At 40.7% G+C, this 26,416-nt stretch carries 30 protein-coding genes; 17 read left to right on the top strand and 13 right to left on the bottom strand.

Going from position 1 to position 26,416, the window contains the following annotated elements; genetic code table 11:
* Together NLF99_RS03575 and NLF99_RS03570 are read left to right on the top strand one after the other, a co-directional pair.
* Entirely contained in the window at window positions 1–573 is a 573-nt protein-coding gene (locus NLF99_RS03575) for a hypothetical protein (protein ID WP_254526742.1), read from the top strand.
* Complete coding sequence (locus tag NLF99_RS03570) at window positions 570–1,055, top strand: GNAT family N-acetyltransferase (protein ID WP_185212776.1); 486 nt, start codon at window positions 570–572, stop codon at window positions 1,053–1,055. The genes NLF99_RS03575 and NLF99_RS03570 overlap by 4 nt, the downstream gene beginning before the upstream one ends.
* A 78-nt stretch (window positions 1,056–1,133) precedes the next feature.
* Here the strand turns inward: NLF99_RS03570 and NLF99_RS03565 are convergent, their stop codons facing one another.
* Window positions 1,134–2,441: a M28 family metallopeptidase gene (locus NLF99_RS03565; RefSeq protein WP_254526741.1), complete on the bottom strand. Its 1,308-nt coding sequence runs from the start codon at window positions 2,439–2,441 to the stop codon at window positions 1,134–1,136.
* A 92-nt stretch (window positions 2,442–2,533) separates the two neighbouring features.
* On the opposite strand from NLF99_RS03565, the gene NLF99_RS03560 reads away from it, so the two are divergent.
* The 4 genes from NLF99_RS03560 (at window position 2,534) to NLF99_RS03545 (ending at window position 5,059) form a co-directional block, all read left to right on the top strand.
* Window positions 2,534–2,848 carry a rhodanese-like domain-containing protein gene (locus NLF99_RS03560; RefSeq protein WP_093099998.1) on the top strand — a complete coding sequence of 105 codons (315 nt, stop codon included), beginning with the start codon at window positions 2,534–2,536 and terminating at the stop codon, window positions 2,846–2,848.
* A 199-nt stretch (window positions 2,849–3,047) separates the two neighbouring features.
* Complete coding sequence (locus NLF99_RS03555) at window positions 3,048–4,472, top strand: Glu/Leu/Phe/Val dehydrogenase (protein ID WP_254526740.1); 1,425 nt, start codon at window positions 3,048–3,050, stop codon at window positions 4,470–4,472.
* A gap of 33 nt (window positions 4,473–4,505) precedes the next feature.
* Window positions 4,506–4,811 (top strand): hypothetical protein, encoded by a 306-nt coding sequence (locus NLF99_RS03550; RefSeq protein WP_254526739.1) that lies wholly within the window; start codon window positions 4,506–4,508, stop codon window positions 4,809–4,811.
* On the top strand, window positions 4,808–5,059 hold the full coding sequence (locus tag NLF99_RS03545) for a DUF6358 family protein (protein ID WP_254526738.1): 252 nt from the start codon (window positions 4,808–4,810) through the stop codon (window positions 5,057–5,059). The genes NLF99_RS03550 and NLF99_RS03545 overlap by 4 nt, the downstream gene beginning before the upstream one ends.
* A 27-nt stretch (window positions 5,060–5,086) precedes the next feature.
* Here the strand turns inward: NLF99_RS03545 and gcvT are convergent, their stop codons facing one another.
* The 5 genes from gcvT to NLF99_RS03520 all read right to left on the bottom strand — a co-directional run bounded on the left by gcvT (window position 5,087) and on the right by NLF99_RS03520 (window position 8,613).
* Window positions 5,087–6,166, bottom strand: a complete 1,080-nt coding sequence (gcvT, locus tag NLF99_RS03540) for a glycine cleavage system aminomethyltransferase GcvT (protein ID WP_254526737.1) — start codon at window positions 6,164–6,166, stop codon at window positions 5,087–5,089.
* Window positions 6,167–6,319: 153 nt separating this feature from the next.
* Window positions 6,320–7,009: a pseudouridine synthase gene (locus NLF99_RS03535; RefSeq protein WP_254526736.1), complete on the bottom strand. Its 690-nt coding sequence runs from the start codon at window positions 7,007–7,009 to the stop codon at window positions 6,320–6,322.
* A gap of 2 nt (window positions 7,010–7,011) precedes the next feature.
* On the bottom strand, window positions 7,012–7,377 hold the full coding sequence (locus NLF99_RS03530; RefSeq protein ID WP_254526735.1) for a DUF4359 domain-containing protein: 366 nt from the start codon (window positions 7,375–7,377) through the stop codon (window positions 7,012–7,014).
* Between the two features lie 34 nt (window positions 7,378–7,411).
* The gene (locus NLF99_RS03525) at window positions 7,412–7,891 is read right to left on the bottom strand and encodes a DUF4112 domain-containing protein (protein ID WP_185212784.1); all 480 of its coding nucleotides are present in this window, start codon (window positions 7,889–7,891) and stop codon (window positions 7,412–7,414) included.
* A gap of 2 nt (window positions 7,892–7,893) precedes the next feature.
* Entirely contained in the window at window positions 7,894–8,613 is a 720-nt protein-coding gene (locus NLF99_RS03520) for an SIMPL domain-containing protein (protein WP_254526734.1), read from the bottom strand.
* 159 nt (window positions 8,614–8,772) lie between these two features.
* On the opposite strand from NLF99_RS03520, the gene NLF99_RS03515 reads away from it, so the two are divergent.
* Window positions 8,773–8,964, top strand: coding sequence for a cold-shock protein (locus NLF99_RS03515; protein WP_093100014.1), 192 nt, complete (start codon window positions 8,773–8,775; stop codon window positions 8,962–8,964).
* Between the two features lie 69 nt (window positions 8,965–9,033).
* On the opposite strand, the gene recO is transcribed toward NLF99_RS03515, so the two are convergent.
* A complete protein-coding gene (recO, locus tag NLF99_RS03510) occupies window positions 9,034–9,753 on the bottom strand; it encodes a DNA repair protein RecO (protein WP_254526733.1) in 720 nt (239 codons plus the stop codon).
* 11 nt (window positions 9,754–9,764) lie between these two features.
* On the bottom strand, window positions 9,765–9,989 hold the full coding sequence (locus NLF99_RS03505; RefSeq protein WP_254526732.1) for a signal peptidase: 225 nt from the start codon (window positions 9,987–9,989) through the stop codon (window positions 9,765–9,767).
* 204 nt (window positions 9,990–10,193) lie between these two features.
* On the opposite strand from NLF99_RS03505, the gene rpmB reads away from it, so the two are divergent.
* The 7 genes from rpmB (at window position 10,194) to NLF99_RS03470 (ending at window position 15,633) form a co-directional block, all read left to right on the top strand.
* Window positions 10,194–10,427 carry a 50S ribosomal protein L28 gene (gene rpmB, locus NLF99_RS03500; RefSeq protein WP_185212788.1) on the top strand — a complete coding sequence of 78 codons (234 nt, stop codon included), beginning with the start codon at window positions 10,194–10,196 and terminating at the stop codon, window positions 10,425–10,427.
* Window positions 10,428–10,502: 75 nt separating this feature from the next.
* A complete protein-coding gene (gene rpmG, locus NLF99_RS03495) occupies window positions 10,503–10,685 on the top strand; it encodes a 50S ribosomal protein L33 (RefSeq protein WP_002998409.1) in 183 nt (60 codons plus the stop codon).
* 44 nt (window positions 10,686–10,729) lie between these two features.
* Window positions 10,730–10,891, top strand: coding sequence for a DUF4295 domain-containing protein (locus NLF99_RS03490; protein WP_093100020.1), 162 nt, complete (start codon window positions 10,730–10,732; stop codon window positions 10,889–10,891).
* 143 nt (window positions 10,892–11,034) lie between these two features.
* Window positions 11,035–11,997: a signal recognition particle-docking protein FtsY gene (ftsY, locus tag NLF99_RS03485; RefSeq protein ID WP_185212789.1), complete on the top strand. Its 963-nt coding sequence runs from the start codon at window positions 11,035–11,037 to the stop codon at window positions 11,995–11,997.
* A gap of 13 nt (window positions 11,998–12,010) precedes the next feature.
* Complete coding sequence (gene rimO / locus NLF99_RS03480) at window positions 12,011–13,345, top strand: 30S ribosomal protein S12 methylthiotransferase RimO (RefSeq protein WP_254526731.1); 1,335 nt, start codon at window positions 12,011–12,013, stop codon at window positions 13,343–13,345.
* 94 nt (window positions 13,346–13,439) lie between these two features.
* Window positions 13,440–15,029: a bacillithiol biosynthesis cysteine-adding enzyme BshC gene (bshC, locus tag NLF99_RS03475; RefSeq protein ID WP_254526730.1), complete on the top strand. Its 1,590-nt coding sequence runs from the start codon at window positions 13,440–13,442 to the stop codon at window positions 15,027–15,029.
* 1 nt (window position 15,030) lies between these two features.
* Window positions 15,031–15,633, top strand: coding sequence for a Crp/Fnr family transcriptional regulator (locus NLF99_RS03470; RefSeq protein WP_254526729.1), 603 nt, complete (start codon window positions 15,031–15,033; stop codon window positions 15,631–15,633).
* Window positions 15,634–15,642: 9 nt separating this feature from the next.
* Here NLF99_RS03470 and ctlX read toward each other — a convergent pair whose 3' ends face one another.
* Together ctlX and NLF99_RS03460 are read right to left on the bottom strand one after the other, a co-directional pair.
* Window positions 15,643–16,554 carry a citrulline utilization hydrolase CtlX gene (gene ctlX / locus NLF99_RS03465; protein ID WP_254526728.1) on the bottom strand — a complete coding sequence of 304 codons (912 nt, stop codon included), beginning with the start codon at window positions 16,552–16,554 and terminating at the stop codon, window positions 15,643–15,645.
* Window positions 16,555–16,556: 2 nt separating this feature from the next.
* The gene (locus NLF99_RS03460) at window positions 16,557–17,471 is read right to left on the bottom strand and encodes a dimethylarginine dimethylaminohydrolase family protein (RefSeq protein ID WP_254526727.1); all 915 of its coding nucleotides are present in this window, start codon (window positions 17,469–17,471) and stop codon (window positions 16,557–16,559) included.
* Between the two features lie 479 nt (window positions 17,472–17,950).
* Between NLF99_RS03460 and gcvP the strand changes: the two genes are divergently transcribed.
* From gcvP to NLF99_RS03445, 3 genes are all read left to right on the top strand, one after another.
* The gene (gene gcvP / locus NLF99_RS03455; protein WP_254526726.1) at window positions 17,951–20,824 is read left to right on the top strand and encodes an aminomethyl-transferring glycine dehydrogenase; all 2,874 of its coding nucleotides are present in this window, start codon (window positions 17,951–17,953) and stop codon (window positions 20,822–20,824) included.
* Window positions 20,825–20,979: 155 nt separating this feature from the next.
* Window positions 20,980–21,732 (top strand): DUF1080 domain-containing protein, encoded by a 753-nt coding sequence (locus NLF99_RS03450; protein WP_185218574.1) that lies wholly within the window; start codon window positions 20,980–20,982, stop codon window positions 21,730–21,732.
* 21 nt (window positions 21,733–21,753) lie between these two features.
* Window positions 21,754–22,575, top strand: a complete 822-nt coding sequence (locus NLF99_RS03445) for an N-acetylmuramoyl-L-alanine amidase (protein ID WP_254526725.1) — start codon at window positions 21,754–21,756, stop codon at window positions 22,573–22,575.
* Between the two features lie 136 nt (window positions 22,576–22,711).
* On the opposite strand, the gene NLF99_RS03440 is transcribed toward NLF99_RS03445, so the two are convergent.
* From NLF99_RS03440 to NLF99_RS03430, 3 genes are all read right to left on the bottom strand, one after another.
* A complete protein-coding gene (locus tag NLF99_RS03440; RefSeq protein WP_185212798.1) occupies window positions 22,712–24,025 on the bottom strand; it encodes a nicotinamide mononucleotide adenylyltransferase in 1,314 nt (437 codons plus the stop codon).
* 71 nt (window positions 24,026–24,096) lie between these two features.
* The gene (locus tag NLF99_RS03435; RefSeq protein ID WP_185212799.1) at window positions 24,097–24,639 is read right to left on the bottom strand and encodes an NUDIX hydrolase; all 543 of its coding nucleotides are present in this window, start codon (window positions 24,637–24,639) and stop codon (window positions 24,097–24,099) included.
* Window positions 24,639–26,378 (bottom strand): phospho-sugar mutase, encoded by a 1,740-nt coding sequence (locus NLF99_RS03430; RefSeq protein WP_254526724.1) that lies wholly within the window; start codon window positions 26,376–26,378, stop codon window positions 24,639–24,641. The genes NLF99_RS03435 and NLF99_RS03430 overlap by 1 nt, the downstream gene beginning before the upstream one ends.
* Window positions 26,379–26,416: the final 38 nt, after the last annotated feature.

The raw sequence follows: 26,416 nt of genomic DNA, 5'->3' as shown, positions 1-26,416 counted from the left end.
ATGTCTTCTCATCATATTGTTCGAGAGAATCAAGAGCCAGCTTTGTTCATCGCAAATCCTGACTGTTTGGTTGATGAATATTTAAACCAACTTCTGGAGTGGAGTCCAACCATTATTACGTTGGCCGAACATTACGAATCCCTAAAGGCTCGAGAAATAAAGATCGATGTGGTCCTAGATAACCAAGGTCTGGAGGCTCATGTCCTTGAAGAGCATATTTCCCTTATCCCCTATTCTGACTGCTATATCGTTCCCTTATTTTCCTTTTTAAAAGAGAAAAACAATTTTGCCGTTAATATTTTGACAGATATCGTCGAGATAGCGCATTACATGCCTTATTTAGGCGATTTCAACATCAATTTGATCAACAACAAAGGGAAAGCACTTTTTGTAAAGAAATACGAGAAATGGCTTCCTAAAGGCTTTAATTTGTTTATTGAAAATAATGAAGGAAAATTGGGCGAAACACAGAACTTAAAATCATTGGGGGATCATGTTTATGCTGTCATAAATGATGGTTTTGTTTCCATTCCGCAGCAAGAATCCTATTTTATAATATCTGAAGAGCTATGACAGAGATCATCCCAGCTAAGCAGGAAGATGCTGTGTTAATCCATGAATTAGCACATGCCATCTGGTATCCGACCTATCAAAGCATCCTTTCCAAGGAACAGATTGCCTTTATGTTGGATAAGATGTATTCGGTGGAGGCATTGAGCACTGCTATCCAAGACAATAAAGCTTTTCATCTCCTATATGAGGATAGAAAACCGGTAGGTTTTATTGGGGTTGACCCTAAAGAAGACCTCTTAAGGATCGAGAAGATCTATCTGTTACCTAGTACGCAGGGCAAAGGCTACGGAAAGCTGCTGATCGATTTTGCAGCGCAGGAGGCAAAGAAACTAGGGCTTCCGACCTTGGAACTAAATGTTAACCGATCGAACAATGCCTATCAATTTTATCTGAAACAAGGATTTGAGGTAATTCAGGAAATTGATATCCCCTATTATGGATTTGTTCTTGATGATTACATTATGCGCAAGAAATTGGATTAACAACATTTAATCCCATCTAAGATATAACAGGAAAAGACGGTCAATTGACCGTCTTTTCCTGTTATATGGGATAAGCCCTTAATCTCTTAGTTTTTCAACCCTACTCGGTGTTTGGGTTCCATTGATAATTCCTATAGCCCCAGTTGCGATGGCCTCAATACTTGATTTAATATTGTTGATGTCCAATGTACTTACCTCGTCTTTTACCGTATGGTAGTATTGGTCCTTATCGATCTGTGATGTAGAAAAGGTATGTGCCGGTACGCCTAATGCGGCCAATACGGCATTATCGCTGCGGTAGAATAGGTTTTGGGTGGTATATGGGTCTGGATGGAAGGTAAATGCAGAGCCCTTCAGGTTTTCCTGCATCAGTTTGCCAAGGTCAGACGCGCTGTATCCTGTAATATAGAGACTATTTGGGCCGAATTTGGAATCCTTACCGATCATTTCGATATTGATCATGGCCACGACCTTCTCCGGATCTATATTGTTGGAGAAATATTTGGAACCAAACATGCCAATTTCCTCTGCAGTGAAAGCGACAAAGATGATGGTTCTTTCATTGTTGTTTAACTTCTTGTAATACCTCGCCAATTCGATCATCGCGGTTGTACCAGAGGCATCATCATCAGCGCCATTTGCAATGGAATCACCTTCCACAGCAGGCAAGATACCGATATGGTCATAATGGCAAGAAATCACCACATATTCCTCAGGTTTAGATTTACCAGGAAGGACAGCCGCCACATTGAACATATTGAACTCTTCTGTTTTGCGGGTCTGTTTGATTTCATGGTTTCCAGGTAATTCATCGGCCACGATAAAAACCTTGGGGCTTCCGGCAGCTTTTTCCTGGCCTTTGATTACAATGCTCTCGCGATTGTAGATTCTTTTGAAACGGGCCAAAAATGGAGCATGTTTCTTGTCTACCAAAACGACAACCTTATTTGGGTTCTGCTGAACGATTTCCCTGAATTTTTGGGAAAAATCATCATCAGCAGAAATCTTAATGGTTTCAATGGAAGGGGTGTTTTTTGTTAAAGGTTCGTCTAAATTACCTACGATCAAGAACTCATCATCATTTAATTTTTTATCAGCTAAGGTGACACTTTGTTCAGTCACCCTGCCCCGATTAACCAGAAAGGATTGGCGGAAGTTATCACCTACATATGGTTTAAGGCCAATTTCTTTGAATTCAGCAGCGATAAAATCAGCTGCTTTGCCAATATCGTCTAGATTTAGGGCCGATCGGCCTCTCATATCATCAGAAGCAAGGGTATTCAAGATTCTGGAAATATTTTCCGTGCTTGTAATCTGCTTTTGCTGAGCGGAGCTCATTTGGAATAAAAAGCCAGAAAATACGAGTGCTAAGAATAGTTTTTTCATGAATAAAATGTTTGTGATGAAATTAACAAAAATTCTATATTATTGGCAGGACCTTTGAGTCTAAATTTTATATATTTGATAAAAAGCTTACTATGAAAGAAATTAGCGTTCAAGAATTAAAGGACATGATGGATCACAATGTTGAGTTTCAGTTGATCGACGTTCGTGAGCCTTTTGAATATGAGGTATCGAACCTGAATGGAGTGAACATTCCATTGTCAGGCGTTGTGATTGAGTCTGAAAAGATTTCAAAAGATATTCCAGTGGTGATCCACTGCCGTTCAGGGAAGCGTAGTGCTCAGGCTGTTATGCTTTTAGAACAAGAAGGATACACGAATTTATCCAACCTACAAGGCGGAATTTTAGCTTGGAAAGAAGCTTTTGATCCGGAGATGGATGTTTATTAAGAAACAGTAAATCAATAAAAAGCTCAAGGATTCCTTGAGCTTTTTATTTTTAGGGCAATTTATTGCTTAAATAATAATTTTACTCCCCTATCTTTAGAATATATTTAAAAATAATGTTTTTATTTTCTTGCCTATTATTAAAATATTAAAAGAGCTAACTTTATAGTATTATTCCAAGAATAAACAAAAACATATTTTTATGTCAAATCAATCAAACACAACTTTCAGCTTCTTTCAAGGAGTGGGTCGGAATTTTGATAAAGCGGCCAAGTTCACCAAGTTTTCTCCTGGCATCCTCGAACAGATCAAAGCATGTAATTCCATATTACGAGTAAGATTTCCGGTTAAAATCGGAGATAACATTGAGGTTATAGAAGCTTACCGTGTACAACATTCACATCATAAGCTGCCATGTAAAGGGGGTATCCGTTTCAGTATGGAGGTGGATCAAGACGAAGTGATGGCCCTTGCATCATTAATGACCTATAAATGTGCCATCGTAAACGTTCCGTTTGGTGGTGCTAAAGGCGGTGTGAAAATCGATGCAAAGAAGTATTCAGAGTATGAATTAGAAAAAATTACCCGTCGATATACGACGGAATTGGTGAAAAAGAACTTTATTGGACCAGGAACGGATGTTCCGGCGCCGGATTATGGTACCGGAGCGCGCGAGATGAGCTGGATCGTAGATACCTATACCACATTAAACCCGAATGAAATCAATGCTCAGGCCTGTGTAACGGGGAAACCGGTTTCTCAAGGCGGTGTAAGAGGCCGTACTGAAGCGACAGGTTTAGGCGTGTTTTTCGGGGTTAAGGAAGCGTGTAAGATTGAAGAAGATATGAGCAAGTTGGGATTGACAACTGGTGTTGAAGGTAAGAAAGTAATCGTTCAAGGTTTAGGAAATGTGGGTTACCATGCTGCTAAATATTTTCAGGAAGGTGGTTCTATCCTTGTTGGCTTGATCGAATATGAGGGTGCCATCTATAATGAAAATGGACTGGACCTGGAAGAGGTTGTTGCCCATAGAAAGGCTACAGGCTCCATCCTAAATTTCCCTGGTGCTATCAATATTGAAGAATCTATAAAAGGTTTAGAGCAGCCATGTGATATCTTGATCCCTGCAGCATTAGAGTCTGTAATCAATGGGGACAATGCAGAAAGGATTCAAGCACAGATCATAGGCGAAGCGGCAAATGGTCCATTGACACCAGAAGCAGATGAGGTGTTCAACAGGAAAGGTAAATTGGTGATCCCAGATATCTATTTAAATGCTGGAGGGGTTACCGTATCCTATTTTGAATGGTTGAAAAACCTAAGCCACGTACGCTATGGTCGTCTTGAAAAGAGATTCAGCGAAAACATGTATGCTGAAATCTTGAATATCATAGAGTCTATGACCAATCAAAAGGTTTCTAAATTGGAGCGCAAGATTATTTTAAGAGGACCTGATGAGGTTGATTTAGTGTATTCAGGACTTGAGGACACCATGATCGGTTCTTATCATGAAATCCACCAGATCTGGAAAAGCATGGACGGTGTTGAGGATCTAAGGACAGCGGCATTTATCTGTGCGATCAACAAAGTTGGAGAATCCTATAAGGAATTGGGAATATTCCCATAAACGAGGACGGGATTTTATCCTTAACTTTGCTTCATGAATAAATTATTCCACCAGACTAAACAGGCATTCCTATTTAGTCTGGCTTTTTATTTCCTTTCTATCTTATTATTTATCCTGAAGGTGGGCTATGCTCCTATCCTATTGAGCATCTCGATGGTACTTTCTTTAATATGGGTGGTATTGGTGCTGTTGGAGATCATGCGTTCGACCAGAATCAGCAATGGAGAGCGGTTGATTTTGGCTTTATTCGTCATCTTGGGGAATATTATGGCAGGAATAGTGTATTTTTATTTCATTCGGGAACGAGTAACGGGTTTTAAAGTAATAAAGAAGAAATGACGAAGAAGTTTATATTGAATTTACTGCTCAATTTAGGGATCGTGTTTTTGGTTTTGAGCGCATGGGCAGGTTATAATAGCGGACAGGTACTGTACTTGGGGATTTCCATCGCCTTATTGGTGTTGTTGATCTATCTGAAGGTGGTTCTGTTAAAACAGGTGAGCCGAGATGTGAAGACCAAGCAAGAGGAAAAGGCGAAGCTGGCGCAGCAAGAAATGAAACAACAAAAGAAAAGGGCTAAAAAATAGCCCTTTTTCATTTTATTTTTATCCGCCTTATTTTACAAAAGGAGGTTTTCTTACGATCGCTTTGATAGGTTGGTTACGGATAGAGATAAAGATCTCTGTACCTTCTTTAGCAAATGCAGGCTCTACATAACCTAAACCGATTGATTTTTTCAAGGATGGAGATTGCGTTCCGGAAGTAACACGTCCGATCTTGTTTCCATCAGCATCTACGATTTCATAATCATGACGAGGAATACCTCTATCAATCATTTCGAATCCTACCAGTTTTTGAGAAACACCTTTTTCTTTTTCAGCTTTTAGGTTTTCAGCGTTTACAAAGTCCTTCGTGAATTTAGTAACCCACCCTAAGCCAGCTGCTAATGGTGATGTATTATCGTCGATATCATTTCCGTAAAGACAGAAACCCATTTCTAGGCGTAGGGTATCCCTAGCGCCAAGACCGATTGGCTTAATGCCATATTCTTGACCAGCTTCCATGATTGCATTCCAAACTTGCTCTGCATGTTCGTTGGCAACATAGATTTCGAAACCACCAGCACCAGTATAACCTGTAGCAGAAACCAATACGTTTTCAACACCAGCAAATACTCCTTTTTGGAAAGAATAGTATTCCATTGGAGCCAAGTCGATATCCGTTAATTTTTGTAGTGCATCGGCAGCTTTAGGGCCTTGTACAGCGAAAAGAGAAGTTTCGTCAGAAATGTTTTTCATTTCTACACCTTCAGTATTGAATTTGCTGATCCAATCCCAGTCTTTATCAATGTTTGATGCATTTACAACCAAGAGATAGGTTTTGTCATCAATTTTATAAGTTAAGAAGTCATCTACAATACCGCCATTTTCGTTTGGAAGATAGCCGTACTGAACTTTACCGTCATATAATTTTGAGGCATCGTTAGAAGAAACTTTCTGGATAAGGTCTAATGCTTTTTCGCCCTTTAAGATAAACTCCCCCATGTGGCTAACATCGAACATCCCTACAGCGGTACGCACTGTTTCGTGTTCGTCGTTGATACCAGTATATTGAACTGGCATATTGAATCCGGCGAAAGGAACCATTTTCGCACCTAAAGCGACATGAACGTCAGTTAACGCAGTTTTTTTCATGTTAAATCAATGAGTTTTTTGTTGTTACAAAAATAGGAAAATTAATTAGGATTTAGTATTGAGATATGAGATGTGAGATTTGAGAAATTTAATTTCGAAATTTTTCTGGTTTGAAATATTTATTAGAGATTTTTATATCTCAATACTCCAATCTCAATACTCATATCTTATATTCAATATCCCCAACGCTCTTTCAAACTCAGGTTGGATTTGGGCTTGGATAAGGATGTTTTCTTGGGTTTTGGGGTGGCTGAATGCGAGTGATTTGGCGTGCAGGAGCATAGTGTCGTGCTGGAAGGTATCTTTCCAGAGTTTGTTCTGTTTGTTGCAGCCATGTGGTCTGTCGCCGATAATGGGATGGAAAATATGGGCGAAATGTCGGCGCAATTGGTGCATCCTGCCCGTTTCGGGTTTTGCAAGGACCAAGGAATACCTAGAAGTTGGAAATTTTCCGAAGGGAAGGTCAATTTCGGTGGTCGCCAGGGTTTGGTAGTGGGTCAATGCCTCTTGGATTGTGCCGTTTTCTTTTTTTAAGGGATAATCAATGGTCCCTTCGGGATCGGTATGGCCACGAAGGACTGCCAAATATTCTTTTTTGATTAAGTTTTGGGAAAATGCGGTTTGTATGGCGCTATCCATTTCCTTGTTCAGGGAGAATAAAAGCACACCCGCGGTCTTTCGGTCCAAACGATGGGCAGGATAGACCTTCTTCCCTATTTGATCCCTTAAGATTTGTAGGGCAAACTCGGAAGTATCTGCAGCAATGGAGGATTTATGGACCAATAATCCATGGGGTTTGTTGATGGCAACAAAATCCTCATCTTCAAATAAGATCTCAAGCATGCCTATCGCTTTAAAGCGTCGATTAACATTCCGGCTTTTTCATCGATCTTGGAACTGATCCATACCTGTCCGAAAGCTCCTCCTCCTATGGTAATCTTTTCGCTGTTCCAATTGATCTTGGCAAGTGAAAAAAGGTAATAGTTTTCGGTGTAGGTGTAATTGTTCACAAATTCATTGACCACTTGATCTCCTACGAGCATCATGCCTAGATCTACAGCGTCCTTATGCTTGTAATCCAATTGTTTTTTTAGGATTTCTTTGGCCTTGGGTGATAGTTTTTCATTGATTTTCTCCTTGGAAGGATTGGTGAAAACCGCGACCAACATAATGACAACCCCCAATAAGGCAAAGATTCTTGTTTTACTCATAGGTACAAAAATAGATTATTTTGAAGAGATTGGATTAAAATATCAAGCCAAACAGCCAAATTGTAAGGGCATACATGGCATAAATAAACAAAATGATGGTTATGAATATAACGATACCCAGGGTGATCAGGATGTTTTTGGCACTTCCTTGATGTTTATTGTCGTAATAATGTTCCCGTAGTAGTTTGACATTTTTCTCATTGGCTTTGTTGAAGAAGTCAAAGACATTTCCAATGATGGGTATGGAACCTAAAAGTGCGTCATAAGTAACATTGAGCAGCATTTTTACGGCAACCTTACTGCTTGCTCCATTTCTGTACATCACGGATACAAGAACCAGTGAAATAATGAAGGTGGCAATCTGCCCTCCAAAAGGAATGAAGTTTAAGATGGGGTCCAGACCGAAGCGAAAGTTTCCAATGCGGAAACGACTATCCATCAGGACAGACAGTCGTTTTACCCATTGAAAGTCTTTATCAATCTTCTGTAAATTATAGGAAGGATGTTTCTCCATTGTTATTTCAGCGCGAATACGGCGTCGATATTACAGGTAAGTTTGATCGGTTTTACCTCTAGATCCAAGCCTTGTTCATTAGAATCCATTTCATTGCTCACCCCTTTGGCAGCCATGGCATACATACGTGGCTGAGGAACTAGATCATTCCAGTTCAAGCTGCTGTTATCATTGATCATGATTACCTTACCAACGTTTTCAGCATCTGCAGCAGCAAGGATTTCTGCATTTGTTCTCGCATCACGTACTGCTAGGGTTTTCAGCTCCTTTTCGATTTCTTTCTTTTGCGAATGATCGTATCCAGAGATGTTGGTGCTCTGCAGTCCTCTTGCATCTACTTCTTCCAACATTGGATTTAAGTTCTTTAGATCAGTAACCTTGATCCTATATTGTCTAGCCTGGAACAGTTCGTTGTTTTTCTTTTTGTTTTCGACATTGTAGCTATAGATATTTTGAACGGTAAAGTCCTCTTTTTTGACGCCGTTTTTCATAGCCGCATCAAAAAGTTGTTTTTCCAGTTGGTCAATAGCAACCTTTTTCTTGGTATTTCCATCTTGGTAATACTCTTTCAAAGAAATAGAAAGATAGATGATATCTGGTGTTACTTCTTTTTCTGCATAACCACGGGTTGCTACTCTCCTAGTGTTTTCCATATTATTAGTTTGGGCGCTCAATGAGGTCATCGTTCCTACCAGCGCAATTAGTGTAATTAATTTTTTCATAATATTTTTAAATAAATTGTTCATGGCAAAAACCTTTCCAAATTGTTGGCGAAAAGAAATTGCCAAATAATTTGAAAAATGTTTAGTAGATTTAACGATTAAATTTAATTGGTATTCAAAAAATAATGATACCTTTAAAAAAAAACAATAGTAATTATTATGCAAGAAGGAGTAGTAAAATTCTTTAATGAAGCCAAAGGTTTCGGTTTCATCATTCCAAATTCTGGCGAGAGTGAAATTTTCGTTCACGTTTCTGGATTAGTAGACAAGGTTCGTGAAAACGACCATGTTTCTTACGAAGTACAACAAGGTCGTAAGGGACTAAACGCGGTAAATGTAAAGCTTATCTAAAAATTAGATTCAATATATATTTATTGTGGAAGCCCGTCGAGTACCAACTCAACGGGTTTTTTCATGCCTTTAATTTCCAAAAATTTCTTCTAGGATATAGAGGGAATTAATCTCTCCAAAGTTCTCTGTATGAAGTCGATAATAGTCGATGATTTTTTGAAGGAGATAGGTCCGATCCTGTCGGTTTAGCTTAATTTTGTTACAATTCGTAAAGCTGCTTTGTAAAATTTCTCTGAAATAAGTGCTGTAGGGCTCCTGCAGGACATGAAAGTGTGCAGGTAAGCTATTTGAAAAGCGCCCTTCCATCAAATCGAAATATGGCAGATCCTGTATGATGGGTTTGAAGCCAAGGTAGTGGCTCAGTTTGGCGAGGAAGACCAGGTGATAATTTGCCAATCCCTCTTTGCTTTCATCCAACCAAATGATGGCATTTTCCAAAAATTGGAAAAGCTGTGGTTCGGGGTGTTGATGTCTTAAGACCTTATAAAGGACTTCATTCAAGAACATCGCAATGGAACTCTTGACGATATCTAGTGGGATGCTCTTGAGTGCAGGGATCTGTTGGGCTTCCTTTATTCGCTGCAGGTTGTTGTTTTCCTTATTATAAACAACCATTTCTAATAGATGAAATGGCTGGAGCATATTGAATGGGATCTTGGCCTTCGGTTTTCTAGCGCCATTGATCAGATAAGATTGCAGGCCCAAAACCTCCGTATATATCTGAGCGACAACGCTACTTTCGGAGTAGTTGGTTACTTTTAAGGTGATTCCTTTGGTTTGTTGCAGCATCAGGTTCTACCCTATTTGTTTTTCTTGGACTTCCTGTCGTCCAATATTGAGTTTCGATCGATCTTTCTGAACAAGCGATAAATAAAGGTGATAAAGCCGAATCCGAAAGAGATCACGCCGATAACCAGGAGCGGTTTATACCACATGTTGTCGGATTCCATGAGGATGGTACCATAGTAGATACAGATTATTCCCAGCAAAGTGAAAGCTAATCCTCGTATTAAATACTTGTTCATTGTGAATTGTTGAAAACTATTGTGAGCGTCGGCGTAAATAATAATGCAAAATACAGTATTTTTGTTGACTTCTGCCCTATTCCTACATTATTTTAAAATAATTCGCTAATTAATATTGTATTTCCCAAAAGAAATATAGATATTTGCACACTCGTTTCTGAGGAACGATAATTGAATTAGAACAACAATAAAAAATCGAATATCATGTCAAGAATTTGTGATTTAACAGGCAAGACGGCATTAAAGGGAAATAACGTATCACACTCGAACGTTAAGACTAAGCGTAAATTCTATCCTAATTTACAGACCAAGCGTTTTTATATTCCAGAAGAAGATCGTTGGATTACTTTAAAAGTATCTACTTCGGCTATTAAAACCATCAACAAAAACGGTATTACAGCATCTATCGACAAGTTTATTAAAAGAGGTCATATTTAATAGATAGTAGCCTGTTATATCAGCAGAAAATAGAATCATGAAATTCACCCGTGAGGGTATAAATAAAGTAAGGCAATGGCAAAAAAAGGAAATAGAGTACAAGTTATCTTAGAATGTACTGAGCACAAAGAAAGTGGTCTTCCAGGAATGTCTCGTTACATTACCACTAAGAACAAAAAGAACACAACTGAGCGTTTAGAGTTGAAAAAATTCAACCCAGTATTGAGAAAAGTAACAGTTCACAAAGAAATTAAGTAATTAACGGATTGGATCTTTAGGGTCCATATTAAAAATATTATACCATGGCAAAGAAAGCAGTTGCATCATTACAAAAAGGTGGTGGTAAAGAGTTTACCAAAGTAATTATCACTACAAAATCTGCAAAAACTGGCGCTTATACTTTCAAAGAAAGTATGGTACACAATGACAAAGTAAAAGAGGTTGTTGCTGCGGCTTCTAAATAAGCAGTTAGATATTCCTTTTTTTAAAGTTTTTCTTTAAAAATCTTATAATTAGCCGTTTTGGGAGCACCAAAAGGGCTTTTTTAGTATCCTGTATTTAAGTATCTTTGATACGATTCAGATCCTTTATCTATAACACATCCATCATGGGATTATTTGATTTTTTTAAAAAGAAGCAAGAGACACCTGAAGCTCAAGAGGCTTTGGACAAAGGTTTAGAGAAGACCAAGGAAGGTTTTTTCTCCAAGATTACGAAAGCAGTAGTAGGAAAGTCTACCATTGATGACGAAGTGTTGGATAATCTGGAGGAGGTTCTGGTTACATCTGATGTGGGCGTTACGACCACGCTGAAGATTGTAGAACGGATTCAAAAACGTGCTGCACAGGATAAATATGTCACTACCGATGACCTGAACCGTCTGTTGAAAGACGAAATCCAAGGGTTATTGGCTGAAAACAACAGTAATGACTTTGAATCATTTGAATATGGCAACCAAAAGCCATATGTGATTATGGTCGTTGGCGTGAATGGGGTAGGAAAGACCACAACCATTGGCAAACTGGCTCATCAGTTGAAGGAAGCTGGCAACAAGGTTGTTCTTGGTGCTGCTGATACCTTCAGGGCCGCTGCGGTTGATCAAATCCAATTATGGGGTGATCGGGTTGGGGTGCGTGTTGTTGCACAGCCTATGGGATCGGATCCTGCATCGGTTGCTTTTGATACAGTAAAGTCAGCCGTTGCGAATGGCGACGATGTTGCCATCATTGATACAGCAGGTAGACTTCATAATAAAGTGGGCTTGATGAACGAATTGACCAAGATCAAAAATGTGATGCAAAAGGTTATCCCTGATGCCCCTCACGAGATTTTATTGGTTTTGGATGCTTCTACAGGTCAAAATGCCATTGAGCAAGCAACGCAATTTACTCAAGCTACCGATGTCAATGCCTTGGCTTTGACAAAATTGGACGGTACTGCCAAAGGTGGTGTTGTCATAGGGATCTCGGATCAGTTTAAAATTCCGGTTAAATACATTGGAGTGGGAGAGAAGATCGGTGATTTGCAGTTATTTAACAAAAAAGAATTTGTAGACTCACTATTCAAGTAGGCTACAGCGTAATATGAAAACGAAACAATCAAAAACAGCGCCTGTACAGGCTAAACCACGTGTGAACGTGGTGACCCTAGGTTGCTCTAAAAACATACATGATAGCGAGGTGTTGATGGGCCAATTAAAGGGCAATCAGATGGAAGTGGTCCACGAAGCTTCCAATATCCAAGCTAATGATATTGTGGTGATCAATACTTGTGGTTTTATTGATAATGCCAAACAAGAATCTATTGATACCATCCTTCAATTTTCCGAATTAAAAGACCAGGGAAAAGTAAACAAAGTTATTGTGACAGGTTGTTTATCAGAACGATACAAGCCTGAACTGCAAACGGAAATCCCTAATGTTGATGCATTCTTTGGAACGAATGATCTTCCAGATCTTCTTTCCAGTATTGGTGCAGACTATAGACATGAACTGCTTGGCGAGCGTTTATTGACGACCCCTTCCCATTTTTCTTATTTCAAGATTGCGGAAGGCTGTAATAGACCTTGTTCATTCTGCGCGATCCCATTGATGCGCGGAAAGCATGTGTCCAAATCTATCGATGATCTGGTTAAAGAGGCTAAGTTCTTGGCTTCCAATGGTACCAAAGAGCTGATCTTGATCGCTCAGGACCTGACCTATTATGGGCTGGATATTTATGGAAAGCGTAATCTTTCGGATCTTTTGCGTCATTTATCGGACGTGGAAGGGATTGATTGGATACGCTTGCAGTATGCTTATCCGTCGGGATTCCCAATGGATATTTTGGATGCCATGAACGAACGTTCCAATATCTGTAATTATCTGGATATGCCGTTGCAGCATATCTCGGACCGTATGTTAACCTCCATGCGCAGGGGAACTAGCAAACAAAAGCAGATCGACCTGGTCAATAAGATCCGTGATAAAGTTCCTGATATTGCGTTAAGAACGACATTGATCTGCGGTTACCCCGGTGAAACGGAAGAGGACTTCCAGGAAATGTTGGAATGGGTAGAAGACACAAGATTTGATCGTTTAGGATGTTTTACTTATTCGCATGAAGAAAAAACGCATGCGCATAGTCTAGAGGACGATGTGTCTGAGGAGGTAAAACAGGATCGTGTGGATCAGATCATGGAGGTTCAGCAAGGAATTTCCTATGAAATCAATCAAGAAAAAGTTGGAAATACCTATAAAGTGTTGGTGGATAGGGTAGATGGCGATTATTTTATAGGTAGGACTGAATATGACTCCCCTGAGGTTGACAACGAGGTTGTATTGGAGGCAAAATCCAATTATGCCCGTATTGGTGACTTTGTTCAGGTGAAGGTTGACCGTGCTGAAGACTTTGACTTGTACGGAAATATTGTCAAATAACTATAACATTTGTGGCAAGTAGTCGGGCTTATTTTAAATTTTTGTATTTTGTATACTAAATGCCTATACATTTGTAAAAGTTTAAAAGAGGTAGATGAAAGCCACATATATTGATTACAACGACACTAATAGTTTCTCCAAAACCTTAATTGCCTATCTAAACCATAATGAGCAGCTTGCTCCATTTTATGGGAACAAACCTGATATAGCAGGTTTTAAGGATCAAATTGGCAAAAAGAAAGGGTTTGCTCATCGGGAATTATTAACTAAAATATTAACTGATCAATATGGAGACCTGCTGTCTTCCTCTCCGGAAGTGGCGCAGAATATTATCCGCTTAAAGGAAGATAACACCTATACAGTTACTACTGGCCATCAATTAAACATATTCACGGGACCTTTATACTTTATTTTCAAGATCGTGACGGCCATCAAATTGGCCCAAGATCTAAAGAAGGAATTCCCTGATCATGAGTTTGTACCGGTGTATTGGATGGCGACAGAAGACCATGATTTCGAGGAGATCAACCATACCAAGGCTTTTGGCAAAAAGATCCTTTGGGATGTGGAATCGCTTTCAGCGACCGGTCGTTTGGACACATCCAGCATAGCTGATACCGTTAAACAATACTGCAATACCTTTGGACTTTCTGATAATGCAACGGAGCTGACCGAGCTTGTAGAAGAGGCCTATCTGAAAGGATCGAGCCTGGCTGATGCAACCAGAACCTTCGTGAATTCCTTGTTTAAGCAATATGGATTGATCATAATTGATGCGGACAGGAAAGAATTGAAGAAAATCTTTGCTCCGATCATGGAGGATGATATTCTGAAAGAAAAGAGCTATAAAGCTATTGAAAAGACTTCTGAGCAATTGAAGGAGAAGGGTTTTGCTACTCAGGTCCATTCTCGGGAGATCAACTTTTTCTATCTAACGGAGGAATACCGCGAAAGGATCGTGCGTACTGAAGATGGTAAGTTTGAGATCTTGCATCAAGGGGTCTATTTTACTGAAGAAGAGATCAAGAAGGAAATCCATGCACATCCGGAAAGATTCAGTCCGAATGTGGTTATGCGTCCAATGTATGAGGAATTAATCCTTCCGAACCTGGCTTATATTGGGGGAGGCGCGGAGATAGTTTACTGGTTACAGTTAAAAGCTAATTTTGATCAGTATAAAGTTCCTTTTCCTATTTTGATTCCGCGCAACTCGGCATTGATTACTGACGATCAGATGGCGGGAAAAATATTTAGGTTAGATTTCACTTTTAAGAGCATATTCAAGCCGTCGGAGACCTTGAAGAAGGATTATGTGAAACGTATTACCAAACATAGGTTGAATCTTCAAGATGAATGGATGGAATTCAATGCTATTTTTGGAAAGATCAAGCTGAGGGCACATAAGATTGATCCGAGTCTAGGGCCAAGCACCGATGCGGTCAAAGCCCGATTGAAAAAGGCTGTCAATAACTTAGAAAAGAAGCTGTTGAAGGCTGAGAAGCGGAATCATCAGGATGCCTTGATACAGATTGATCGGATCAAGGAAAAGCTCTTTCCTGGAGGGGCCCTGCAGGAAAGGACCGATAACTTTGCTGAGCTTTACCTGAAACATGGCAAGGAATTCATTCCTGACTTGGTAAAAAGTTTTAACCCACTAGACTTTAAATTCACTATACTATATTAATATGGAAATGGAAGAGTTATTGAAGAGTAATTTCTTTAAATACTATACAGAAAAAGCTTTCTTGACTGAGAATGATTTCGAACAGCTACTTCCTTTTTTTGAGTTTAGGGAACTTTCGCACAATCAGTATATTCTGAGGGCAGGCGAGGTTTGCAAACATTTTTTGTTTGTGGAGGAGGGATTACTGCAATTTTTATCCTTGGATGAGAAAGGCGTAGAACACATCCTTCAGTTTGCACCAGAGAATTGGTTGATGGGTGATCGGTCCAGTGTTTATTTTGATGAGCCTTCCTTGTATTATATCAAGGCTATTGAGCCTAGCAAGGTCGTTTTTTTGCATCCAAAGTTCTTTTCTGAAGCAGCAAAATTACGTCTTGAGTTCGCCATGTTTACAGAAAGGTCCCTGCAAAGAAGTGTTTACTATTTACAGCGCAGGATCAACTCCCTATTGGCGATGACTGCCAAAGAGCGCTATCTGGAGTTTATCGAACTTTACCCTAACCTCTTATTGCGCGTGCCACAATGGATGATTGCATCTTATTTGGGGATTACTCCGGAAAGTTTGAGTAGGGTAAGAAGAGAGATAGCAAAGGACAGTTTTTAATAGCTGAGGTTAAAAAACCTCAGCCATCATACATCTGGCGCTGCCGCCACCATATTTTTCAATACTAAACAAAGGAGCATGGGCAATCCTGCCGTGCTTCTCCAGGGCTTCAATCTGTTCTTCTTCAAAGGATTCGAATGCCTGCGAGCTCATGCAGATTACTGGATCTCCATCAATGTTCCTGACTTCCAAGATATTTCCTGCAAAATGGTTCATTTGATCTTCGGTGATCTCAATGATCTCCTTGCCTGATTTTTTTAAGGTAGAAACGACCAGCTCTCTTTCCTCAGGATTCCTGATTACCTCCAAACAGATTACGCTGAAGTTTGTACCTACCGACATCATCACATTGCTGTGGTAAATGGGCAGGTAAGCCTCGCCAACCTGTTGGGTGGAATGGAAAACCAATGGGGTATAGCCTTGATCTTTGCAGAAAATATGAAATAGTTCCTCATTCGCACGATCCGACAGGGAGCAATAGGCAATCTTGTTGACCCTATCCAAGATCATGGATCCCGTGCCTTCCAGGAACTTGTTCTGGTCTTCATAGGTGCTGTAGTCCTGGACCGTCTCGTAGTGTATTCCGGCCTGATCCAGCTTTCCTAAATAGTTCAATTGCCTTTCATTTCTCCTGTTTTCAGCGAACATGGGATAGATAATGCTCTTATTGACATGGAATGAGATCACATTATTGGGGAATATACTGTCCGGAGTATCTAATTTACCCGGATCTTGAACCACAAAAACCTTGATTCCGGCATTTTTAAGGACCTTGACAAAGTTGTCAAACTCGGTAACGGCCAGGTCGGAAAGCCTGTCATTCCGTTCATTTTTTGCTTGGAAGAAGTTATTGACAGCCGTTTCTTCGTTTCTTCGGAAGTAGAACGGTCTGACCATTAGGATTGTATTGGTGGTTTGCATGGTTATTTTCTGATTAAGGGTAGGGTAGAGCATCGTAGGAGCCCTTCTTGCTTGCCGATTTCGTGATAAGGGATTTCTTCCACAATGAAGTTTTGATTCCTTAGCCAATTGTTCAGCCTGGTAAATCTTTCCTCCGTAACAACGACTGTAGGCGAGATGGAAAACACATTCGAGTACATCTGGTACATTTCATCAGCTGTAATCTGGAATACATTTTCTTCCGAGAACAAGGACAGCAGAAAATGGAAATCTTTTTGGTTCCTGAAGCCTCCAGGGTATATGATTGCCTTGTTTTCTCCTACCGGTTGAAAGCAACAATCCAGGTGTAAAGCATTAGACCTGGGGTCCGTCATGGATTTAATCAGGTCAAAACCCATCACCGTTTTGTTGGGGAATTTTTCCTTTAGGAATTCAACTCCTTGCAGGTTTGTTCTTGCTGTATTGATATCAGAATAATCCGGACCAGTGTAGGTACCGATAAAAATATAATCTTTCCAGAGGATGACATCACCACCTTCCATGTGAATGTGGTCAGGTGCGGTGATAAGTTTGCCGGGATCGATCTGGTCGATGATGTACAAGATTGCTTCCCATTCTTCTGCTCTGTCGGGCAGGATATTGGATTTTACGAAATAATCGTCAATTACAAAACCTATATCTCTGGTAAAGATTTGATTAAGGTTGGGGATTGTTTCCGGACGATAGACTTCAACAGCATATTTTTTGAGAACTTGCTGGAACTGCTCAAGTTCATGAACCATGTCTGGTTCGGTGGGGTAAGTACCTGCGAGGATATGTTCCAGTGACTTGGGGTCATAAGCTTCTTCGGCTGTCGGGGTGGGGCCGTTATCATTGGCAATCCCCAGTATTACAGCTGACAAGCGATCGGATTCATTCCTCACGTTTAATTTAAGCATATAATTTATTAATTGATTTAGGCCTAAATTAGTAAAGATTCCCATCTTAAAAATACCTGCGAAAATTATTGTAAATATTTAACAGCAAGTGCTTTAATGGTGGAATTAAAGTATTAAAGCAGGGGTGTTCAATGCAGAAAATGGAATGTTTTTAAGGTTTGTTTGCAGTTTTTTTAATAGGTGTGTCACATTATCCCGAAAGTAGCATATCCTAATGCTGAAATGGTTTTAGGTCTTTCAAAGCAAAAGGGCTGAAAGACTGTTACATTGATAAAATATTGCCGCTATTGTTGTTTGGAATTTAAAGAAATGTGCAATCGATTGATGTGTTAATAAAAGTTTTTCGAGCAGGTCGACTCCTTAAAATTACCTATAAAAAGCGTATCTTTGCACATCTAAATTTTTACAGAGAAATCCTGTTGAAATATTTTGGATAACAGATAGTTAATCAGTCTCAAAAGTTACAATTAATACTTAAAATGAGTAACATATTTTACCAAGAAAAATTTGAGGATCGCCATAATGGTCCAAGTTCTGCGCAAGTAGAGGAAATGTTGAACGTGCTTTCAGTAGGTTCTTTGGATGAATTGATCGATCAGACCGTTCCTGCACAGATTCGTAAGAAACAAGCTTTGAACCTTCCTCCAGCACTTAGTGAGGTTGCGTATTTGGAAAAAATAGCTCAAATAGCTGAAAAGAACAAGGTATTCAAATCCTATATCGGTCAGGGATATAATGATGTGATCCTTCCGGGAGTTATTCAACGTAACGTTTTTGAAAATCCAGGATGGTATACTCAATATACGCCTTACCAAGCGGAAATCGCTCAGGGACGTTTGCAAGCCTTATTGAACTTCCAAACCATGGTTTCTGACCTTACTGGTTTAGAGATTGCAAATGCTTCGTTACTGGATGAGGCTACTGCTGCAGCTGAAGGTATGTTCATGTTGTACAGCACACGTAAAAACAAGGATGCAAATGTTTTCTTGGTGACTCCAAATGTGTATCCTCAAACCTTGGATGTATTGCAAACAAGGGCCGTTCCTTTCGGTGTTGAGATCAGGGTTGCAGATTTAACTGTAGAGAACCTAACGGACGATGTGTTTGCCACATACATCCAATATCCAGCAGCTGATGGTACGGTAAATGATTATAAAGAATTTTCTGCTTATGCCCACGATAAAGACATCACGGTATGCGTAGGTACAGACTTAATGTCATTGGCATTGTTGACTCCTCCGGGAGAATGGGGTGCGGATGTCGTTGTAGGTAACTCGCAACGTTTTGGTGTACCTATGGGATTCGGTGGACCTCATGCTGCTTTCTTCGCAACTAAGGACACTTATAAACGTAATATTCCAGGAAGAATCATCGGTGTTACTTCTGATTCCAATGGTGAATACGCTCTGCGTATGGCTCTTCAGACCCGTGAGCAACACATCCGTAGAGATAAAGCTTCTTCAAACATCTGTACAGCACAGGCGTTGTTGGCTATCATGGCTTCATTCTATGCAGTTTACCACGGTCCAAAAGGAATCAAAAATATCGCTTCCCGTATCAATGACTTGACGAAATTAGCTGATAAGGCTATCCAGGCATTGGGTTACGAACAAGTTAATGAATCATACTTTGATACCCTACGTTTTGACGTGGGCAAAGAAGTTGATGGCTTGAAGAGCGAAGCTTTGAACCATGAGCTAAACTTCTTCTACCAAGACGGTACAGTTGGTATCTCTATCGATGAGACCACTACTTTTGATGATATCCAAACCATCGTGAAAGTATTTGCTAAGGTAAAGGGCAAGCACATTACCGATGTTGACATGGATGGAATCGTTAAGGAATTAGGAACTTCTATTCCAGAACACTTGGAAAGATCTTCTGAGTACTTGACTCACCCAGTATTCAATAGCTATCACTCCGAGAGTGAAATGCTTCGTTATATCAAATCTTTGGAGGCAAAAGACCTTTCATTGTGCCATTCCATGATTCCTTTGGGATCATGTACCATGAAATTGAACGCAACGACAGAGATGGTTCCAGTTACTTGGGCTAGATTCGGTGGATTGCACCCATTTGCACCTGTTGACCAAACTTCAGGTTACATGCAATTGATCAATGAATTGAACGATTGGTTATGTGAAATCACAGGATTTGCCAAGATGTCTTTCCAACCAAACTCTGGTGCACAAGGTGAATACGCTGGATTAATGGTAATCCGTGCTTACCACCACAGCCGTGGAGATTTCGATAGAAACATCTGTTTGATCCCTGCATCTGCACATGGTACCAACCCTGCATCTGCTTCTATGGCAGGCTTGAAGGTCGTTGTCGTTAAATGTGACGATCGTGGTAATATCGATGTGGAAGATTTGAAAGCAAAAGCTACCGAACATGCAGCTCACTTGAACTCCTTGATGGTGACCTATCCGTCGACTCACGGAGTATTTGAAGAGCCAATTGTTGAAATCTGTAATATCATCCATGAGAATGGTGGTCAAGTATATATGGACGGTGCAAACATGAATGCTCAGGTAGGGTTGACTAGCCCAGGCTTCATCGGAGCAGACGTTTGTCACTTGAACTTACACAAGACTTTCTGTATTCCTCACGGTGGTGGAGGTCCAGGTATGGGTCCAATCGGTGTAGCAGAGCACTTAGTTCCTTTCTTGCCTAACCATGAGATCATTGAGATCTCTGGAGAAGAAGGGATTTCAGCTGTTTCAGCGGCTCCATTCGGTTCAGCTTCTATCTTGGTCATCTCGCATGCTTACATCGCTATGATGGGCGGAGAGGGCCTTACAAACGCTACCAAGACTGCCATCTTGAATGCCAACTATATCAAAGCTCGCCTAGAGCAACATTACCCAGTATTATATGCTGGTGCCAATGGTCGTTGTGCACACGAGATGATCTTGGATTGCCGTGGATTTAAGAACGTTGGAATCGAGGTTGCTGACATCGCTAAGCGTTTGATGGACTATGGTTTCCACGCTCCAACAGTATCCTTCCCAGTTGCTGGTACCTTGATGGTTGAGCCTACGGAATCAGAATCAAAAGCAGAATTAGATAGATTCTGTGATGCATTGATCGGTATCCGTGCCGAGATTGCTGCAGTTGAGAATGGAGAGGCAGATCAAAAAGACAACGTTTTGAAAAATGCACCACATACCGCTAGAGTGGTTACAGGTGATGAATGGGATAGACCATATTCTCGTCAGACTGCAGCTTATCCTATCGAATACTTAAGAGTAAACAAATTCTGGCCTTCAGTGGGTCGTGTGAATGATTCTCAAGGAGATAGAACATTAATCTGTTCATGCCCTCCGATGGAAGCATACGCAGAGATCTAAGAAGATCTGAAAATATAAAGAACCTGAAAAGCCTTTGCTCAAAACTGAGCAAAGGCTTTTCTATTTCTTGTAGAAAATCAGGTTAACCTCCTAAAACATGGCATTTCTGTTATGTTTTTACTATTTTAGGTTTTCAATTAAATCTGATTTTGAACATGAAAACCTACCTATCTCTATTATCGATTCTTGTATTATTCCTTTTAGGTACTCAATTTGCAGAAGCACAAAAGAAGCTGTTCCAATTTGGAGTGGAAAAGAGCTTTGACGAATCCATCTTAAACGCCAAAACCAAGGGCAAGGCTATCCAATGGATTGATGTCAATACCTCCGATACCACTTGGAAGGCGAAAGGAAACCTTCTTCAGAACAGCGGTAATCCGATAGGTGTAGTACGTTCGGAGAAGATGTATGAGAACTTTATCATGCATGTCGAGTGGAGACATCTGGAGAAAGGCGGCAACTCCGGGATTTTTGTATGGTGCGATGCCAAGGCAGATCCGAAAAGCAGGCTTCCGATGGGAATGGAAGTGCAGATGTTGGAGTTGGACTGGGTAAATATCAATGCAGTAGATGGCAAGCAACAGCCAATTGCCTATGTCCACGGTGAATTGTTCGGAGCCGGAGGGATGACCGCATCACCAGACAACCCAAGGGGCGAAAGGAGTAAGTCTTTAGAAAACAGGTGCCTCGGAGTAGGAGAGTGGAATAAATACACTGTTGTCTGTGTGGACGGGACAGTGAAATTAGCGGTTAATGGTAAATTCGTAAACAGTATCAGGCTTGCCTCCAAACGAAAAGGTTATCTTTGTTTAGAAGCTGAAGGGGCTAAAATGGAATTCAGGAACCTTCAGGTTATTGAATTGGAACCCGGAATGGATCGCCCAGAGTTTGTGGTTGATCCCTTGTAAGAGAATGTTTAACAAAAGGATATGATCAAGAAATACATTATTTATTTTTCGGTTGCTGCATTGGTAAGTTCTTGTGGCGGAGGGAAGTATGCCAGCACAGAAAAGATATATAAAAAGAAAGCCAAAGATTTCTCGGAGCTTTATAGGGAAGCCCCTGTAAAGGGACAGGTAGAAAAGATTGCGGCCAACAATAAGGAATGGATTGCTTCAACCAATTTTGGTGTCCGCAAGCCAAACTATGTGATGATCCATCACACCGCTCAAAAGGACCTGGACCAAACCGTCAGGACCTTCCATAATGAAAAAGTGGGCGTAAGTTCACACTATGTCATCGGTAGGGACGGAAAGATTGTTCAGATGGTCAACGACCTGTACCGTGCGCACCATGCAGGTTTGGGAAGATGGGGAAATGACACCGACTTGAACTCCTCTTCCATCGGTATTGAATTGGATAACAACGGTATCAGTGACCCATGGCCAGAAGTGCAGATCAACGCCTTGGTCCAATTGCTTTCCTACCTAAAGGAAACCTATAAAATTCCACAGGCAAACTTTATTGGACATATGGACTATGCCCCAACCAGAAAGAACGACCCTTCGAGGTTCCCATGGAAGGTATTGGCAGATAAAGGTTTTGGATATTGGTATGATGATGTCTTGGAAGATCCTCCAATGGGCTTTGATCCTAAGATTGCATTAAGGATCATTGGTTATGATGTGAAGAACCTAGATGCCGCTATCAAGGGATTTAAGCAGCACTATACCCAAATGGATGTCACAAGTGCCAACCTCACTGAACATGACCTCAAGATCCTTTATTCGATCTTTAAGAAATTTTTATAGGAGTATTTAGTACCTAGTATTTAGTATTTAGACTTAGGGAGTCCTACCTGTCTAAATACTAAATACTAGGTACTAAATACTCAAAAGAAAAGGACGATTTAGGTCTAAATACTAAATACTTACTACTAAATACTATTTAAACAGTCTTAACGAATTTCTCATCGTAGTTCTCGATATCAACAATGTATCTGTTGTTGATCAAGAAATCAAACAATGGTTTCGCTTCTGGAGAAACAGGAAGGTTTTTCGTCGTAACGATCTTCTCTGATTTTTTATCCAAATATGGGTAAGCATAAAGCTTAACGTTCTTGCTAAACATACCTGAGATATAGCTCAACAGCTCATTGGTATAGTTTTCCTTATTGTAATTATCCGAATTGAAGATGTTTTTCAAGTTGGAAACGTTGGTTGCAATACCAACATGTTTCGGCTTGAAGGTCTGAACGAATTCAGCCAGGTGGTTATTCCTTCTGAAGTTGGATACCAAGATATTGTTACCTGTAGAACATAGGTATTCAGCACGTTCAGCGAAGTAGATCAGATCCTCATCTGAAATCACGCTGTTTTCATCCAGCACATTCCCCATCAATACCTCAATCAGCACGACTGTATTCTCTGGAACCGCCTTTGTGTTCTTCAAGAACTCTTCTACGGCCAAGTTAAACAGGTCAAAGTTCGGATTGGACTTCTGACGATACTTCGTACGTAGGATAATGATGTTCTTTTTATAAAGATAATCCTTGATTTGGGCAGCCTTTCCATCTGGTTTGAAGATCGCTGCTTTCGAGAAACCTTTTGCGATCAGGTATAGGTTCAATAAGCGCTCATTTGCATTCGCGAAAAGAGGCCCTGAAACCTTAACCAGGTCAATTTCTACCGAGCCTACAGATAGATTGTCCACTAGGGACTCGATCATCGTCTGCGGGTTCTCTGCGTAATAATAGGCGGCAAAAACAAGGTTTACACCTAAAATACCAAGGACTTTGGTCTGCAATCTATTGTCACTGTCCAATAACCTGACGTGGATGATGATATCGTTGGTCGGTCCATCCACTTCATGTTGGAATCGGATTCCGATCCATCCATGGGGTTCATTGGTTTTCGTAAAATTCAATGTGGTTACTGTATCGGCAAAAGCAAAGAATTTTTTACTGCTGTATTTCTCACCCTGAAGGCGCTCTGTTAGGAGGCTATACTCATGGTCAAGCATTTTGGTCAGTCGGGTCCGGCTCACGTATCTTCCGGACTCTTCGATACCATAGATGGCATCGGAGAATGCCATATCGTATGCAGAGATGGTCTTTGCAATGGTTCCAGACGCTGCACCTGCTTCAAAGAAATTACGAGCGACTTCCTGTCCCGCGCCAATTTCTGCGAATGTACCATAAATATCAGCGTTAAGATTGATTTTAAGCGCTTTGCGCTTGGTTTCGTAAATTTCTCTTGCCATGCGGCAAAGGTACGAAAATAGCGTCAATAATTGTGTAAAGAGGTTGGTATAAAGAATAAAGTTAGGCGAGATTATAGCTCGCCTAACTTTTTCAATGTATAGAATAGGGCAGAGCTATGCAGCGCCTGTCCGATTTTATTGTCAAAAAGGAATTGTTTTGCCTCTTCCAGGTCCATCAATACCACTTCAATATCCTCCGAAGGGTCTAGGTCCTGTTCCTGCACTTTTCTTCCGCCGGTCAAGAGGTAGGTATAGGTTATATTTCCCGAAGTCGCTGGATTGGCAAATAGCTCACACACATAGCTGATATCATCAAAGGCATAACCCGTTTCTTCCAACAGCTCCCGTCTTGCCGCAATCTCAGGATCCTCGTTATCTTCAACCACGCCCGCTGGAAGCTCAACCATGATCCTGCCGGCACCATGACGGTACTGCTTGACGAAGATAACCTGATTGTCTTCCGTCAGAGCAACCATATTTACCCATGTAGGGTATTCCAGTACGTAGTATTCCTCTTTTATGTTGCCATTGGGCATCTCTAGCTTATCGACGCGTAGAGTGGCCCAAGGGCGTTGAATAATGTATTTCGAATCAATCGTTTTCCACTTCTCCATTAATCTTTCACTATATCAGCCATCATCAATCTCACTTTATCATCCAAACGGTTTGAAATCTGACCAAACTCAGAGGTAAACTCCAGATTCTCCCTTACCGAACAATAGAATTTAATCTTTGGCTCCGTTCCAGAAGGTCTGGCAGAAATTACATCGCCATCTTTGGTGATAAACTGAAGCACATCGGATTTAGGAAGGTCAATTTTAGACTTCTTACCTGTTGCCATATCCGTCGCTTCTGAAGTTTCGTAATCCCTAACCTCAACCACCTCGATATCGCCCAACGTTTTTGGAAGGTCAGCACGTAGATCAGCCATCATCTGTTTGATCTCATCAGCTCCAGCCTTGCCTTTTTTAGTTAGGGAAATCAGTTTCTCTTTGTAATAGCCATAGTCCAAATAAAGCTTCAACAAGACATCGTACAGAGATTTACCCTGACTTTTGAAATAGGCAGCCATCTCCGAGATAAAGGCACATGAGTTGACTGCATCCTTATCACGCACTAAATCGCCAACCAAGAAACCGTAGCTCTCTTCACCGCCCACTAGATAGGTTTCCTTGCCTTCCAGTTTCGTCATGACCTCTCCGATAAACTTGAAGCCTGTTAAGGTCTCATAGCTTTTCACATCAAATGATTTCGCGATATCCGAGAATAGGTTCGAAGTAACGATGGTTTTTACGATATATTGGTTTGCCTTTAGCTGACCAAGGTCCTTCTTCGAAGAAAGCACATAATAGGTCAACAAGCTACCGATTTGGTTACCATTGATCAATTGGAATTCGCCTGATGGCAATTTGATCGCCACACCCACGCGGTCCGCATCAGGGTCTGTTGCCATAACCACATCAGCATCGATTTCCTGACCCATGGCCATTGCTTTAGACATAGCTTCTTCCTCCTCAGGGTTTGGGTAAACCACCGTAGGGAAGTTACCGTCTGGCTTAGCTTGGTCCTCAACAACCTGAACGTTCTTGAATCCCCATGCTTCCAACATCTTTGGAACGATGGTGATACCTGTTCCGTGGATTGGTGAATAAACGATCTTCAGGTCGCTCTGCTCCTTAACGGCTTCAGGATGTATGCTCAATTTCTTGTTCGCATCTATATAGAGTTGGTCAAAGTCTTCTCCCACCAAGTGGATATTCTTCTTAACTCCCTCAAATTTGATCTCTTTCACAGAAGAGATCGCATTCACCTCAGTGATTACATTTTTATCATGTGGAGCAACCAACTGTCCACCATCATTCCAATATGCCTTATATCCATTGTATTCCTTTGGATTGTGCGATGCGGTCAACATCACCCCGCCTTGACATTTGAAATGGCGTACAGCAAAGGAAAGCATCGGTGTAGGTCTCAATTCCTTGAACAGATAGACCTGAAATCCATTAGCTGAAAAAACATCAGCAACCAGCTGACCAAATTCTTGCGAATTGTTTCGGCTATCATAGGATACCGCAACCTTGATTTCCTGATCTGGGAATTGCTTGATCAGGTAATTCGCCAAGCCCTGGGTCGCTTTTCCGATCGTGTATTTGTTCATCCTATTGGATCCCACGCCCATTATGCCGCGAAGACCACCCGTACCGAATTCCAGTTCCTTATAGAACGAATCCAATAATTCTGTCTCTTCCTTGTTGTCGACCAATGCCTTTACTTTGGAAACGGTGTCCTTATCGTATTCATCCGTTTGCCATTGATTGATTCTTCCTTGTGTTTCTTTATCTAGAGTACCCATGTGGTTACATTTTTTAAGGTAAATATATTAGTGTAATT

This window comes from Sphingobacterium sp. LZ11T8, assembly GCF_024261425.1.
In the GTDB taxonomy this organism is placed as follows: domain Bacteria; phylum Bacteroidota; class Bacteroidia; order Sphingobacteriales; family Sphingobacteriaceae; genus Sphingobacterium.
The sequence above is the reverse complement of the archived record's forward strand: the minus strand, read 5'-3'. Positions and strand labels throughout refer to the sequence as shown.

Coding starts and splice junctions, on each gene's coding strand:
- NLF99_RS03575 (WP_254526742.1), top strand. CDS start 1: ATGTCTTCTCATCATATTGTTCGAGAGAATCAAGAGCCAGCTTTGTTC.
- NLF99_RS03570 (WP_185212776.1), top strand. CDS start 570: ATGACAGAGATCATCCCAGCTAAGCAGGAAGATGCTGTGTTAATCCAT.
- NLF99_RS03565 (WP_254526741.1), bottom strand. CDS start 2,441: ATGAAAAAACTATTCTTAGCACTCGTATTTTCTGGCTTTTTATTCCAA.
- NLF99_RS03560 (WP_093099998.1), top strand. CDS start 2,534: ATGAAAGAAATTAGCGTTCAAGAATTAAAGGACATGATGGATCACAAT.
- NLF99_RS03555 (WP_254526740.1), top strand. CDS start 3,048: ATGTCAAATCAATCAAACACAACTTTCAGCTTCTTTCAAGGAGTGGGT.
- NLF99_RS03550 (WP_254526739.1), top strand. CDS start 4,506: ATGAATAAATTATTCCACCAGACTAAACAGGCATTCCTATTTAGTCTG.
- NLF99_RS03545 (WP_254526738.1), top strand. CDS start 4,808: ATGACGAAGAAGTTTATATTGAATTTACTGCTCAATTTAGGGATCGTG.
- gcvT (WP_254526737.1), bottom strand. CDS start 6,166: ATGAAAAAAACTGCGTTAACTGACGTTCATGTCGCTTTAGGTGCGAAA.
- NLF99_RS03535 (WP_254526736.1), bottom strand. CDS start 7,009: ATGCTTGAGATCTTATTTGAAGATGAGGATTTTGTTGCCATCAACAAA.
- NLF99_RS03530 (WP_254526735.1), bottom strand. CDS start 7,377: ATGAGTAAAACAAGAATCTTTGCCTTATTGGGGGTTGTCATTATGTTG.
- NLF99_RS03525 (WP_185212784.1), bottom strand. CDS start 7,891: ATGGAGAAACATCCTTCCTATAATTTACAGAAGATTGATAAAGACTTT.
- NLF99_RS03520 (WP_254526734.1), bottom strand. CDS start 8,613: ATGAAAAAATTAATTACACTAATTGCGCTGGTAGGAACGATGACCTCA.
- NLF99_RS03515 (WP_093100014.1), top strand. CDS start 8,773: ATGCAAGAAGGAGTAGTAAAATTCTTTAATGAAGCCAAAGGTTTCGGT.
- recO (WP_254526733.1), bottom strand. CDS start 9,753: ATGCTGCAACAAACCAAAGGAATCACCTTAAAAGTAACCAACTACTCC.
- NLF99_RS03505 (WP_254526732.1), bottom strand. CDS start 9,989: ATGAACAAGTATTTAATACGAGGATTAGCTTTCACTTTGCTGGGAATA.
- rpmB (WP_185212788.1), top strand. CDS start 10,194: ATGTCAAGAATTTGTGATTTAACAGGCAAGACGGCATTAAAGGGAAAT.
- rpmG (WP_002998409.1), top strand. CDS start 10,503: ATGGCAAAAAAAGGAAATAGAGTACAAGTTATCTTAGAATGTACTGAG.
- NLF99_RS03490 (WP_093100020.1), top strand. CDS start 10,730: ATGGCAAAGAAAGCAGTTGCATCATTACAAAAAGGTGGTGGTAAAGAG.
- ftsY (WP_185212789.1), top strand. CDS start 11,035: ATGGGATTATTTGATTTTTTTAAAAAGAAGCAAGAGACACCTGAAGCT.
- rimO (WP_254526731.1), top strand. CDS start 12,011: ATGAAAACGAAACAATCAAAAACAGCGCCTGTACAGGCTAAACCACGT.
- bshC (WP_254526730.1), top strand. CDS start 13,440: ATGAAAGCCACATATATTGATTACAACGACACTAATAGTTTCTCCAAA.
- NLF99_RS03470 (WP_254526729.1), top strand. CDS start 15,031: ATGGAAATGGAAGAGTTATTGAAGAGTAATTTCTTTAAATACTATACA.
- ctlX (WP_254526728.1), bottom strand. CDS start 16,554: ATGCAAACCACCAATACAATCCTAATGGTCAGACCGTTCTACTTCCGA.
- NLF99_RS03460 (WP_254526727.1), bottom strand. CDS start 17,471: ATGCTTAAATTAAACGTGAGGAATGAATCCGATCGCTTGTCAGCTGTA.
- gcvP (WP_254526726.1), top strand. CDS start 17,951: ATGAGTAACATATTTTACCAAGAAAAATTTGAGGATCGCCATAATGGT.
- NLF99_RS03450 (WP_185218574.1), top strand. CDS start 20,980: ATGAAAACCTACCTATCTCTATTATCGATTCTTGTATTATTCCTTTTA.
- NLF99_RS03445 (WP_254526725.1), top strand. CDS start 21,754: ATGATCAAGAAATACATTATTTATTTTTCGGTTGCTGCATTGGTAAGT.
- NLF99_RS03440 (WP_185212798.1), bottom strand. CDS start 24,025: ATGGCAAGAGAAATTTACGAAACCAAGCGCAAAGCGCTTAAAATCAAT.
- NLF99_RS03435 (WP_185212799.1), bottom strand. CDS start 24,639: ATGGAGAAGTGGAAAACGATTGATTCGAAATACATTATTCAACGCCCT.
- NLF99_RS03430 (WP_254526724.1), bottom strand. CDS start 26,378: ATGGGTACTCTAGATAAAGAAACACAAGGAAGAATCAATCAATGGCAA.